Below are 11,838 nucleotides of genomic sequence, written 5' to 3'. Positions count from 1 at the left end.
CCTTCGTCGTTGAAGGCGTTCTGACTTCCCGCTGAAGACTCTTGCTGCAATCTTTCAGCAAACTTGCGGTGACGCAGATGTTAAAGGCCCGCTGCCTGAAAAGGCAGCGGGCCGAGGGAAGTTGATGCAAGAACTTTGGCGGGGCCGTCGGACGGCCCGCCGAAACCGGGTCAGGCGATGGCGAACCACACCGTCGTGTCGGCGGGCACCTTCGCCTCGCCGTCCGCCTCGGTGACCTCGCCGCTGGCGATCAGCACCCGGCCGTACGCCGGGGTCGTCACCGATTCGCCACCGGTGTTGGCGACGCACACGAAGTCCCCGCGCCGGAAGGCCAGGACGCCCTCGGGCGCCCGCAGCCACTCCACCGAGTCGCCGGCGCCCAGGTCGGGCCGCTCCCGGCGGATCGCCAGGGCGGCCCGGTACAGCTCCAGGGTCGAGTCCGGCGCTCCGGTCTGCGCCTCGATGCTCAGCTCGCCCCAGCCCGCCGGCTGCGGCAGCCAGCTGCCCCCGCCGCCGAAGCCGTACGACGTGCCGGTGCGCGTCCAGGGGATCGGCACCCGGCAGCCGTCGCGGAAGCCGTCCTGGCCCTCGCCCCGGAAGTAGGCGGGGTCCTGGCGCACCTCGTCCGCCAGGTCGACCACGTCCGGCAGGCCGAGCTCCTCGCCCTGGTAGACGTAGGCCGAGCCGGGCAGCGCCAGCATCAGCAGGGAGGCCGCGCGGGCCCGGCGCAGGCCGAGTTCGCGGTCGCCGGCCAGGCGGATCTGGGTGCCGAGACCGGGCGGGTTGGCGAAGCGGGTGGCGTGCCGGGTGACGTCGTGGTTGGACAGCACCCAGGTGGCGGGGGCACCGACCGGGCGCATCGCCTCCAGGGTGCGGTCGACGACCTCGCGCAGCTCACGCGCGTCCCAGGCGGTCGCCAGGTACTGGAAGTTGAAGGCCTGGTGGAGCTCGTCGGGGCGCACGTAGTTGGCGGTGCGCTCGATTGTGGGCGTCCACGCCTCCGCCACGAAGATGCGGTCACCCGAGTACTCGTCAAGGATGACGCGCCACTGCCGGTAGACCTCGTGCACACCGTCCTGGTCGAAGAACGGCATGACATCGTTGCCCAGCAGTTTCACCTGGTCGTGGGAGCCCAGGTCCGGCAGGCCCGCCGCCTTCACCAGGCCGTGCGCCACGTCGATCCGGAAGCCGTCCACGCCCATGTCGAGCCAGAAGCGCAGGATGGATCGGAACTCGTCGCCGACGGCCGGGTGTTCCCAGTTGAAGTCGGGCTGCTCGGGGGCGAACAGGTGCAGGTACCACTCCCCCGGTGTGCCGTCCGGCTCGGTGACCCGGGTCCAGGCCGGGCCGCCGAAGATCGACTCCCAGTCGTTGGGCGGGAGTTCACCGCTCGCGCCCTTGCCCGGACGGAAGTGGTAGCGGTCCCGCAGCGCCGATCCGGGACCCTCGCGCAGCGCCCGCTTGAACCACTCGTGCTGGTCGGAGGAGTGGTTGGGCACCAGGTCGACGATGATCCGCAGGGACAGCTCGTGGGCGTCGCGGATCAGCGCGTCGGCGTCGAGGAGGTTGCCGAACATGGGGTCCACGGCCCGGTAGTCGGCGACGTCGTAGCCGGCGTCGGCCTGCGGCGAGGCGTAGAAGGGGCTGAGCCACACGGCGTCCACGCCCAGGTCGCGCAGGTACGGGAGTCGGGACCGTACGCCCTCCAGGTCCCCCATGCCGTCGCCGTTGCTGTCGGCGAAACTGCGCGGGTAGACCTGGTAGATCACCGCGTCCCGCCACCAGTCGCGGCGCTGGGCGACGGTGGCGACGGCGGAGTTCGGTGCCGGGTCGGCGGAGTACTGGCTCATGGCGTCCTTGAAGCGATGGGGCCCCCGCTCGGGCGGAGGCGGCAGCGGGTCGGCCTTCTGGTCGTGTGGCGTCGGGTGCGGCGGCGGGTGACGAGGCGGCCGCGGTGCTGCGGGGTCGGATGGGCACCGCGGCCGCCACCCGCGCGCGGTCAGGCGCGCGGGAGCAAGGGGGGTGTCAGCCCTTCGTGCCGCCGGCGGTCAGGCCGGTCACGAGGTTCTTCTGCACGAAGTAGAAGAACGCGGAGACGGGTATGGCGATCAGTACCGCGGTGGCGGCCATGAGGTTGCGCTGCGCGTCGTGCTCGCTGACGAAGGTCTGCAGGCCGACGGCGAAGGTGTACTTCGTGTCGGACAGCATGAACGTCGACGCGAACGCGACCTCACCGAACGCCGTGAGGAAGCTGTAGAACGCGGCGACCGCCAGGCCCGGCTTGGCGAGCGGCAGGATCAGTCGCGCGAACGTGCCGAAGGGGGACAGACCGTCGACGCGTCCCGCCTCGTCGATCTCGAACGGGATGGTGTCGAAGTAGCCCTTCATCAGCCACGCACAGTACGGGACGACGGTCGAGCAGTACACGAGGACGAGACCGAGGTAGGTGTCGATGAGCTGGAGGTCCGAGAGGATCTGGTACATCGGCACCATCAGGACGGCGACCGGGAACATCTGGGTGACCAGCAGGACCCACATGAACTTCTTGTAGCCCGGGAAGCGCATCCGGGACACCGCGTAGCCGGTGGTGGCGGAGATGATCACACCGATGGCCGTGGTGCCGAGCGTGACGATCAGCGTGGTCTGCAGCCAGTCGAAGAACTTCGTGTGCTGCAGGACGAACGAGTAGTTGTCGAACGTCATCTTGTGCCAGATGCCGCCGGGGTGCAGGTAGTCGTCCTTGTCCGGGCCCAGGGACAGGTAGACCAGCCAGGCCACGGGGAACAGCGCGATCAGGCTCGCCGCGATCAGCAGGCCGTGGGAGACGAGACGGGCGGCGGGGCTGCTCTCGCCGCGGCGGCGGACCCTGCGCGGTGCGGCGGCGGGGCTCTGCCCGGTGACCGCGCCGGGGGTCTCGACGGTGGTGGTGCTCATGGGGGCTCCTGCCTCAGATCGCGAGCTGCTGGTCATTGCGGTTCAGCCAGCGTCGGTAGAAGGAGGTGAAGACGATCAGGATGGCCAGCAGCAGGATGCCGTAGGCCGCCGACTGCGCGAAGTCACGCGGCTGCTGTCCGAAGCCGAGGTAGTAGGCCCAGGTGACGAGGATCTGCGCGTCGGGGGCGGTGTTGCCGAACAGCAGGAAGATGATGGCGAACTGGTTGAAGGTCCAGATGATGCCGAGCAGTACGACGGTGGAGCTGACGGACCTCAGGCCCGGCAGGGTGACGTACCGGAACTGCTGCCAGGCACTGGCGCCGTCCATCTCGGCCGCCTCGTACAGCGTGGCGTCCACGGACTGCAGGCCGCCGAGCAGCGACAGCATCATGAAGGGGACACCGCACCAGGTGTTGACCATGATCGCGGCGAACCGCTGCCAGAAGGTGTCCTCCAGCCACAGCGGTGACGGCAGGTGCAGCGCGTCGAGGGCGTTGTTGATGATGCCGCCGTCGGCCAGCATGAAGCGCCAGCCGAACACGGTGACGAAGGTCGGCACGGCCCACGGCAGGATCAGGATCAGCCGGTACAGGGTGCGGCCGCGCAGCTTCTGGTTGAGCAGCAGGGCCAGGCCCAGGCCGATGCAGTAGTGCAGGGTGACGCAGAGCGCGGTCCACACGACCGTCCAGACGAAGTGCGACCAGAAGCGGTCGTAGGCCGTCGGACCCCACAGGATGTCGGCGTAGTTGTCGAGGCCGATGAACTGGTAGGTGGCGTCGATGTGGTTGACGCCGATCGTGCGGGCGGTGTTGAGGCTGTTGGCGTCGGTGAGGGTCAGGTAGAGGCCGTACACCAGGGGGTAGATCACGAGGACGCCGAGCACGACGACCACCGGCGCGATCATCGCGTACGCGTACCAGTGCTTCTGGTATCCGTGCCTGAGCCGCTGCAGCGGCCCGGGGCGTGACCCGTGGTCGCCCCGGGTCTTTCCGGTCGCGCGGTCGATGGCGACTGTCATGGTTCGACAACCTTCGTGAGGAGCTGGGATCGGGGAGTACGGCGCACAGGCCGGTGGCCGCCGGATCGCTCGCGGGCGATACGGCGGCCACGCGGGCTTACTTGCTGAAGTCCGGGACCAGCTTGCCGATCGCGAGCTCGGCGTTGGCGAGGCCCTTGTCCAGGGACTCGTTGCCGCCGGCTATCTTCACCAGCTCGGTGTCCAGCGGACCCCACAGGGAGCTGTACTCGGGCAGGGCCGGGCGCGGCTGGGCGGCGGCCAGGACCCCCTGGTAGCCGGCGATGCCCGGGTCGGCCTTGACGGCGGTGGTGTAGGCGTCGTCACGCGTCGGCAGCGTGGAGTTCTTGAGGGCGATCGTCTCCTGGGACTTCGCCGAGGTCATGAACTTCAGGAACTTCAGCGAGGCCTGCTGGTGGGCCTTGTCCGAGCCGGCGTACACCGAGAGGTTGTGGCCGCCGGTCGGGGCGCCCGCCTTGCCGGTGGAGCCGGCCGGGACGGTGGCGATGCCGAGGTTGGCCTTGTCCTTGAACGCCGAACCCTTGTAGAAGTTCGTGATCTCCCACGGGCCCTGGATGATCGAGGCGACCTTGCCGGTGACGAACGCCTCCTGGATGTGGGCGTAGGCGTCGGCGGTGGTGTCGGCCTTGTGCAGGCCCTGGCCGGAGAAGAGGCTCTTCCAGGTGCCGTAGCCCTTCTTGGCCGCGTCCGAGTTCACGGTGATCTTCTTCGCGGCGGCGTCGACGGTGTCGGTGCCCTCGCCGTAGAGGAAGGTCTGCGCGTAGTAGGCCTGGGTGGAGCCCCAGTACCCGTAGACGTTCTCCTTGGCGTCGATCTTGGAGGCGTCGGCCTTCAGCTCGTCCCAGGTCTTGGGGGCCTCGGTGATGCCGGCCTTCTTGAACAGCGCCTTGTTGTAGACCAGCGCGAGGGTGTCGGTGACCAGCGGGACGCCGTAGGTCTTGCCCTCGTACTTGGCCTGCTCGATCAGGCTGGGCTGGAACTTGGCCTGGTCCGCGAGGGCCTCGGTGCCGTCCAGCGGCAGGAAGAAGCCCTTCTTCGCGAAGGCGGGGGTCCAGCCGACCTCGGAACGCAGGATGTCCGGGGCGCCCTTGGAACCGGCGGCCGTGTCGAACTTGTTCTGCGCCTGGTCGAAGGGGACGTTGACGTACTTGACCTTGACGTCCTTGTTGGCGGCCTCGAACTCCTTGACCAGCGCCTGGTACGTCGGGGCCTCATTGGTGGCGTTGGAGGTGTCCCACCAGGTGATGGTGACCGGGCCGTCCGCCTTGTCGCTGCCGCTGTCGTTCCCGCCGCAGGCCGTCGCCGCGAGGGCGAGGGACGCCACCAGCGCGGTGGCCGCTATGCCACGCCGCATGAGTTCTCCTTGAGGGTGAAAAGCCCGTGTGCTCGCAGGAGGCGGTCCCGTCCGCCACTCCTGTCGACTTGCCGACTGCGCCGTTGCGGCCGCCGGGCGACGTGAACGTAACAGCGATGTAAGCGCCGCGAAAGACCTTGCAGCAAAAAAGTGCAAGACGGCCTCGGAGTTACCCGGCCGTGACCTCCCCGCGATCCCGTAGAAACCGTGTGGCGCCGTATCTGAGCGGGCACGGGCCGGGTTGTGCAAGACTCTGCAAGCTCTGCAAGCTCTTGCTGTAGTGCGTAGCAGACGCCGACCAGAACACGAGGGACCGCGATGACGCAGCAACCCGCACAGGCCCGTTCGACCGCCCGTGCCCGGCGTCCGATTGGTGTGCAAGGTGAAGGTCGACCGGTACAGTCCACCCCTGTGACCACCCGGCTTGCCGACATCGCAGCTCAGGCGGGGGTGAGCGAAGCGACCGTCAGCCGCGTCCTCAACGGCAAGCCAGGCGTCGCCGCCACCACGCGCCAGTCCGTCCTGGCCGCACTCGACGTGCTCGGCTACGAACGCCCGGTGCGGCTGCGGCAGCGCAGCGAGGGCCTGGTGGGCCTGATAACTCCGGAACTGGAGAACCCCATATTCCCGGCCCTGGCCCAGGTCATCGGCCAGGCGCTGACGCGGCAGGGCTACACGCCGGTCCTCGCCACCCAGACCCCGGGCGGGTCCACCGAGGACGAGCTGACCGAGATGCTGGTGGACCGCGGCGTCGCCGGCATCATCTACGTCTCCGGACTGCACGCCGACACCACCGCCGACATGCAGCGCTACGAGCAGCTGCGCGCGCAGGGCGTGCCGTTCGTGCTGGTCGACGGCTTCTCGCCGAAGGTGCAGGCACCCTTCATCTCCCCCGACGACCGGGCCGCGATGAGCCTCGCGGTGACGCACCTGGTGTCGCTCGGGCACACCAGGATCGGCCTGGCGCTCGGTCCGAAGCGGTTCGTGCCGGTGCAGCGCAAGATCGAGGGCTTCGTCCGCACCATGCAGGACCAGCTGGGCCTGACCGCGCAGACCGTCGAGTCGGAGCTCGTCCAGCACTCCCTCTACACCCTGGAGGGCGGTCAGGCCGCGGCCGCCGCGCTCATCGAGCGGGACTGCACGGCGGTGGTCTGCGCCAGCGACATGATGGCGCTGGGTGCGATACGGGCCGCCCGGCAGCGCGGTCTCGACGTCCCCAAGGGCGTCTCCGTGGTCGGCTTCGACGACTCCCCGCTGATCGCGTTCACCGACCCGCCCCTGACCACGGTCCGCAAGCCGGTGCCCGCGATGGGACAGGCCGCGGTGCGCACGCTGCTGGAGGAGATCGGCGGAACGCCCGCGCCGCACAGCGAGTTCGTGTTCATGCCGGAGCTGGTGGTGCGCGGCTCCACGGCTTCGGCACCCGGGGCGCGGAATCGTCCGTAGGGCGGAGAGACCCGCTTTCCCGCAGTGCCCTGGTAGGAGAAGCGCCCCTCTTTCCGCCGTAGAACATGCGACGCGGACCCACCGCGGGGATGATCGGTGGAGAGGGCTTTTCTGGCAGACTTCGTGTCTATGGGTGATACCACCGTGACGACTCTGGAAGGCCGTACACAGGCCGTTCCGCACCCCGTCACGAGCGAGGCGGCGGGGCGGGGTCTCCTGCGCCGGCTGCGCACCCCCCGCCGTCCCCGGCTGTGGTTCGAGATCCTGCTGATCGCGGTGAGTTACTGGACGTACTCACTGATCCGCAACGCGGTCCCGGAGCAGCGGGCGGAGGCGCTGCGCAACGCCGACTGGCTGTGGCGGATGGAGCACCACCTCGGCATCGCCGTCGAGGGGGCGGTCAACCACGGTCTCAACTCGGTGACTTGGCTCATCGTCGGGATGAACTACTACTACGCGACGCTGCACTTCGTGATCACGCTGGGGGTCCTGGTGTGGCTGTACCGCAGTCATCCCGGCCGGTACGCGGCGACCCGTCTGGTGCTTTTCGCGACCACCCTCGTCGCCCTGGTCGGTTACTACCTGTACCCGCTCGCGCCGCCCCGCCTGATGAACGGCGGGCACTTCGTCGACACCGTCGCGGTGCACGAGACCTGGGGTTCGATGGCCTCGGGCGACCTGAAGAACATGTCGAACCAGTACGCGGCGATGCCCTCGATGCACATCGGCTGGTCCCTGTGGTGCGGGCTGACGATCTTCGCGCTGGCCAGGGTGCCGTGGGCGAGGGTGCTGGGCCTGCTCTACCCGGCGGTGACCCTGGTGGTCATCGTGGCCACCGCCAACCACTTCTGGCTGGACGCGGTGGGCGGCATGATCTGCCTGGCCTTCGGCTTCACGGTGGCGGGCCTCTGGTACGGGGCCCTGCCCCACGCCCTGCCGCGGAACCCGCCCGCGCGGGACGCGGTGGGTCCGCTGCTACCGGCCAGAAGCCGCAAACCCGGGCGATCCCCCTCGGCCAGAAGCCAGGAACCCGGGCCGCGATCCCCCTCGGCCAGAAACTAGGAACCCGGGCCGCGATCCCCCTCGGCCAGAAACTAGGAACCCGGGCCGCGCTCCCCCTCGGCCCGGGGCTCAGTCCCCAGGTGCACGACGTGGCCGCCGGTGACCGTCAGCCGTAACGCTGCCTTGGTCAGCTCGTCCGCCGGCGCCGTCACGGGGTCGACGGCCAGGGCCGTGAGGTCGGCCCGCTGACCGGGGGCGATACGGCCGGCGCCGCGGCCCTCACCACGGCCGGCGCGTCACCGTTCCGTCGCTCCGTAGAAGAGTTCGTCCACCACGCTTCGGGCTCTGCGGGTCGTGCGCCGGTAGTCGTCCAGCATGTCGCCCACGTGGCCGGGGCCGTAGCCCAGGTAGCGGCCCACCGCGCCCAGTTCGCGGGGGTCCGAGGGGAACGTGTCCCCGGCGCGCCCGCGCACCAGCATCACCGCGTTGCGGACCCGGGTGGCCAGCACCCACGCCTCGTCGAGGATCGCGGCCTCCTCCGCGCCGATGAACCCCCCGGCGAGCGCCGCGGCCAGGGCCTCACGGGTGCGGGTGGTGCGCAGCCCGGGGTGCCGCGAGCCGTGCCGCATCTGGATCAGCTGCACGGTCCACTCGACGTCGGACAGGCCGCCGGGCCCGAGTTTGGTGTGCAGCTTGGGGTCGGCGCCGCGCGGCATCCGCTCCGACTCCATCCGGGCCTTGAGGCGCCTGATCTCGCGTACGGCGTCCTCGCCGAGCCCGTCCGACGGATACCTCAGCGGGTCGGCCAACTCGATGAAGCGGCGGCCCAGTTCCTCGTCCCCGGCGACGGGCTCGGCCCGCAGCAGCGCCTGCGCCTCCCAGACCAGCGACCAGCGCCGGTAGTAGGCCGCGTACGAATTCAGGGTGCGAACGAGCGGCCCGGACTTGCCCTCCGGGCGCAGGTCGGCGTCGACGAGCAGCGGCGGGTCGGCGCTGGGGATCTGGAGCAGCCGGCGCATCTCGGAGACGACCCGGTTGGCGGCCTCGCCGGCCTTGCGCTCGTCGACGCCCTCGCACGGCTCGTGCACGAACAGGACGTCGGCGTCGGAGCCGTAGCCCAGTTCGTGGCCGCCGAAGCGGCCCATGCCGATGACGGCGAAGCGGGTGGGCAGGCTGTCGCCCCAGCCGTCGCGGACGACCGCGCGCAGCGTGCCGGCCAGCGTCGCGGCCGTCAGGTCGGAGACCGCGGCGCCGACCCGGTCCACCAGGGCGCCCTGGTCGGCCTCGACGGGCTGGGCCTCGGTGCCGTAGGAGCCGACGATGTCCGCGGCGGCCGTACGGAAGAGTTCGCGGCGGCGCACCCCGCGGGCCGCCGTGACCGCCTGGGTGGCGCCCTCGGCGCGGCCGACCGCGGCGAGGATCTCCTGCTCCAGGTGGTCGCGGCCGCGGGGCGCGAGGAACCCGCCGTCGCCGTCGCCGAGCAGCGCCACCGCCTCCGGGGCCCGCAGCAGCAGGTCGGGGGCGAGCCGGCCGGCTGACAGGACGCGGGCCAGGTTCTCGGCGGCCGCTCCCTCGTCCCGCAGCAGCCGCAGGTACCAGGGGGTCTTGCCGAGGGCGTCCGAGACCTTGCGGAAGTTGAGCAGGCCCGCGTCCGGGTCGGCGGAGTCCGCGAACCAGCCGAGCAGGACCGGCAGCAGGGTGCGCTGGATGGCGGCCTTGCGGCTGACGCCGGAGGCCAGCGCCTCCAGGTGGCGCAGCGCGGACGCGGGGTCGGCGTACCCGAGGGCGACCAGCCGCTCGCGGGCCGCGCGCGGGCTCAACCGGGATTCGCCGGGGGCGAGCTGGGCGACCGCGTCGAGCAGCGGCCGGTAGAAGAGCTTCTCGTGCAGCCGCCGTACGACACCGGTGTGCCGTTTCCACTCGCGGCGCAGGTCGGCGACCGGGTCCGCGCGCAGGCCGAGGGAGCGGCCGATGCGGCGCAGGTCGGCCTCGCCCTCGGGGACGAGGTGGGTGCGGCGCAGCCGGTAGAGCTGGATGCGGTGCTCCATGGAGCGCAGGAAGCGGTACGCCTCGTCGAGCTGCACGGCGTCCGCGCGCCCGACGTAGCCGCCGGTGGCCAGCGCGTGCAGGGCGTGCAGGGTGGTGCCGCTGCGCAGCGAGGCGTCGGCCCTGCCGTGCACCAGTTGCAGCAGCTGCACGGCGAACTCGACGTCCCGCAGGCCGCCAGGGCCGAGTTTGAGTTCGCGCTCGATCTCGGCGGCCGGGATGTTCTCGACGACCCGGCGGCGCATCTTCTGCACGTCGGGGACGAAGTTCTCGCGTTCCGCGGCCTTCCACACGAGCGGTTCCAGCGCCGCGAGGTACTGCGCGCCGAGCCCGGCGTCGCCCGCCACCGGACGCGCCTTGAGCAGGGCCTGGAACTCCCAGGTCTTGGCCCAGCGCTGGTAGTAGGCGAGGTGGCTGCTGAGCGTGCGCACCAGCGGGCCGTTCCTGCCCTCGGGCCGCAGGTTGGCGTCGACTGGCCAGATCGAGCCCTCGACGGTGGTCTCCGAGCAGATCCGCATCATGTGCGAGGCCAGCTTGGTCGCGGAGCGCAGCGCCTTGCCCTCGTCGGCGCCCTCGACGGCCTCGCCGACGAAGATGACGTCCACGTCGGACACGTAGTTGAGTTCGTGGCCCCCGCACTTGCCCATCGCGATCACCGCGAGCCGGCACAGCGCGGCGTCCTCGGGCGCGGCGGCGACGGCCAGGCGGAGGGCGGCGCGCAGCGTGGCGGTGGCGAGGTCGGCGAGTTCGGCGGCGGTCTGGGCGAGGTCGGTGGTGCCGCAGACGTCCCGGGCGGCGATGGACAGCAGGCAGCGGCGGTAGGCGACGCGCAGCGACACGGGGTCGGCCGCCCCGGCGAGGCCCCGCTCGAACTCCTCCACCCCGGGGTGCAGGTCGCGCGGCTCGTAGGTGACCAGTGCCTGCCAGTCGCTGGGGTGCCGGGCGAGGTGGTCGGCGAGGGCGGTGGACGCCCCGAGCACGCCGAGCAGCCGGTCGCGCAGCGGCTTGGCCGCTATCAGTGTGTCGAGCAGTTCCCGCCGGGCGGTGGGGGCGGGCTGCGCTTCGAGCAGCCGGACCAGACCGTGCAGGGCCAGGTCGGGGTCGGCGGTCGCGCCGAGCGCCTCCAGCAGGACCGGGTCGTCGCGCACGGGGGCGAGTTCCACGCTGTCCAGCAGGCGTTCGGCGGCCGAGGGATCGGTGAAGCCGTGCCGCAGCAGCCGCGAGAAGGTACTGCTTCTGCGCCCCGGCGCCGTCATCCGGGCCTCCCGTCTGGATCACGTGCGTACGAGCCGTCGGATCAAGGTCGTACCCGGTCGAGCCTAACCGGGAAGCGGCGGATCAGCGCCGGGACGGGCGCGTGGTTTCCGCGGGTCACCTGCCGTCCGGCGGGCGCGGGGCGGTTCGCGTCCAGAGGCGGTCCGTACGGCGCTTTCGCGTTCTCGGTGGCGCCATGCCGCGTTTTCCGCTTCGGTGAGAGGGAGCCGTTCAGCCGGACGCGGCGGCGATTTCGTGACGTGGGTCCGGTGTACGACGAAGGAGTCGTTCGATGGACATGACGCTCGAAGTGATCCTGCTGCCGGTCTCCGACGTGGACCGGGCCAAGGAGTTCTACCGGGACAAGGTCGGCTTCCACGTCGATCTCGACGGCGAGGTGATGGAGGGCGTACGGATCGTGCAGCTCACCCCGCCCGGCTCCGGCTGTTCGATCGCGCTGGTGGACGGGCTCCAGGTGCCGACCGGGACACCGCGGCCGGGGACGTACCACGGGATGCAGCTGTGCGTCACGGACGCGAAGGCGGCGCACGAGGAGCTGACCGCGCGCGGCCTCGAGGTCAGCGAGCCGCAGCAGTTGGCGCCGCAGGACGGCGCCACGTTCATGTACTTCAAGGACCCGGACGGCAACGGCTGGGCGATCCAGGAGTACCGGCGGCGGGCGACGGAGCCCCTGCACCAGGTGCTCGCCGGCCTGGCGGCCCCGCGGGAGTAGTTCACCCGCTCTTCATCCGACCGGTTGGGCGAG

Annotated in this window: 8 protein-coding genes and 1 pseudogene; 3 read left to right on the top strand and 6 right to left on the bottom strand. The window is 70.7% G+C overall.

Annotated features, from left to right (window positions below):
* Positions 1-170 precede the first annotated feature (170 nt).
* The 4 genes from ABZT03_RS19445 to ABZT03_RS19430 form a co-directional block, all read right to left on the bottom strand.
* Positions 171-1,850, bottom strand: a complete 1,680-nt coding sequence (locus ABZT03_RS19445; protein WP_356040916.1) for a glycoside hydrolase family 13 protein — start codon at positions 1,848-1,850, stop codon at positions 171-173.
* A gap of 175 nt (positions 1,851-2,025) precedes the next feature.
* Positions 2,026-2,934 (bottom strand): ABC transporter permease subunit, encoded by a 909-nt coding sequence (locus ABZT03_RS19440; RefSeq protein WP_356040914.1) that lies wholly within the window; start codon positions 2,932-2,934, stop codon positions 2,026-2,028.
* A gap of 13 nt (positions 2,935-2,947) precedes the next feature.
* Complete coding sequence (locus ABZT03_RS19435) at positions 2,948-3,952, bottom strand: sugar ABC transporter permease (protein ID WP_356040912.1); 1,005 nt, start codon at positions 3,950-3,952, stop codon at positions 2,948-2,950.
* Positions 3,953-4,049: 97 nt separating this feature from the next.
* Positions 4,050-5,324, bottom strand: a complete 1,275-nt coding sequence (locus ABZT03_RS19430; protein ID WP_356040910.1) for an extracellular solute-binding protein — start codon at positions 5,322-5,324, stop codon at positions 4,050-4,052.
* Positions 5,325-5,735: 411 nt separating this feature from the next.
* On the opposite strand from ABZT03_RS19430, the gene ABZT03_RS19425 reads away from it, so the two are divergent.
* Positions 5,736-6,770, top strand: coding sequence for a LacI family DNA-binding transcriptional regulator (locus ABZT03_RS19425; RefSeq protein ID WP_356040909.1), 1,035 nt, complete (start codon positions 5,736-5,738; stop codon positions 6,768-6,770).
* A gap of 129 nt (positions 6,771-6,899) precedes the next feature.
* Positions 6,900-7,832: a phosphatase PAP2 family protein gene (locus tag ABZT03_RS19420; RefSeq protein WP_356040907.1), complete on the top strand. Its 933-nt coding sequence runs from the start codon at positions 6,900-6,902 to the stop codon at positions 7,830-7,832.
* A 32-nt stretch (positions 7,833-7,864) separates the two neighbouring features.
* Here the strand turns inward: ABZT03_RS19420 and ABZT03_RS19415 are convergent.
* Positions 7,865-8,041 (bottom strand): annotated as a pseudogene (locus tag ABZT03_RS19415) (hypothetical protein); the annotation flags it as partial.
* A 27-nt stretch (positions 8,042-8,068) separates the two neighbouring features.
* Positions 8,069-11,074, bottom strand: a complete 3,006-nt coding sequence (locus tag ABZT03_RS19410; protein ID WP_356040905.1) for a bifunctional [glutamine synthetase] adenylyltransferase/[glutamine synthetase]-adenylyl-L-tyrosine phosphorylase — start codon at positions 11,072-11,074, stop codon at positions 8,069-8,071.
* 290 nt (positions 11,075-11,364) lie between these two features.
* Here ABZT03_RS19410 and ABZT03_RS19405 point away from each other — a divergent pair, with 290 nt between their 5' ends.
* On the top strand, positions 11,365-11,805 hold the full coding sequence (locus ABZT03_RS19405) for a VOC family protein (protein ID WP_356040904.1): 441 nt from the start codon (positions 11,365-11,367) through the stop codon (positions 11,803-11,805).
* Positions 11,806-11,838: the final 33 nt, after the last annotated feature.

Source organism: Streptomyces sp. NPDC005574 (genome assembly GCF_040605435.1).
Classification (GTDB): domain Bacteria; phylum Actinomycetota; class Actinomycetes; order Streptomycetales; family Streptomycetaceae; genus Streptomyces.
This window is presented reverse-complemented; position numbering and strand designations above follow the sequence as displayed.

What these genes read in the sequence shown, in the direction of transcription:
- ABZT03_RS19445 (WP_356040916.1), bottom strand. Translation starts at nt 1,850, where the DNA reads ATGAGCCAGTACTCCGCCGACCCGGCACCGAACTCCGCCGTCGCCACC.
- ABZT03_RS19410 (WP_356040905.1), bottom strand. Translation starts at nt 11,074, where the DNA reads ATGACGGCGCCGGGGCGCAGAAGCAGTACCTTCTCGCGGCTGCTGCGG.
- ABZT03_RS19420 (WP_356040907.1), top strand. Translation starts at nt 6,900, where the DNA reads ATGGGTGATACCACCGTGACGACTCTGGAAGGCCGTACACAGGCCGTT.
- ABZT03_RS19440 (WP_356040914.1), bottom strand. Translation starts at nt 2,934, where the DNA reads ATGAGCACCACCACCGTCGAGACCCCCGGCGCGGTCACCGGGCAGAGC.
- ABZT03_RS19405 (WP_356040904.1), top strand. Translation starts at nt 11,365, where the DNA reads ATGGACATGACGCTCGAAGTGATCCTGCTGCCGGTCTCCGACGTGGAC.
- ABZT03_RS19430 (WP_356040910.1), bottom strand. Translation starts at nt 5,324, where the DNA reads ATGCGGCGTGGCATAGCGGCCACCGCGCTGGTGGCGTCCCTCGCCCTC.
- ABZT03_RS19435 (WP_356040912.1), bottom strand. Translation starts at nt 3,952, where the DNA reads ATGACAGTCGCCATCGACCGCGCGACCGGAAAGACCCGGGGCGACCAC.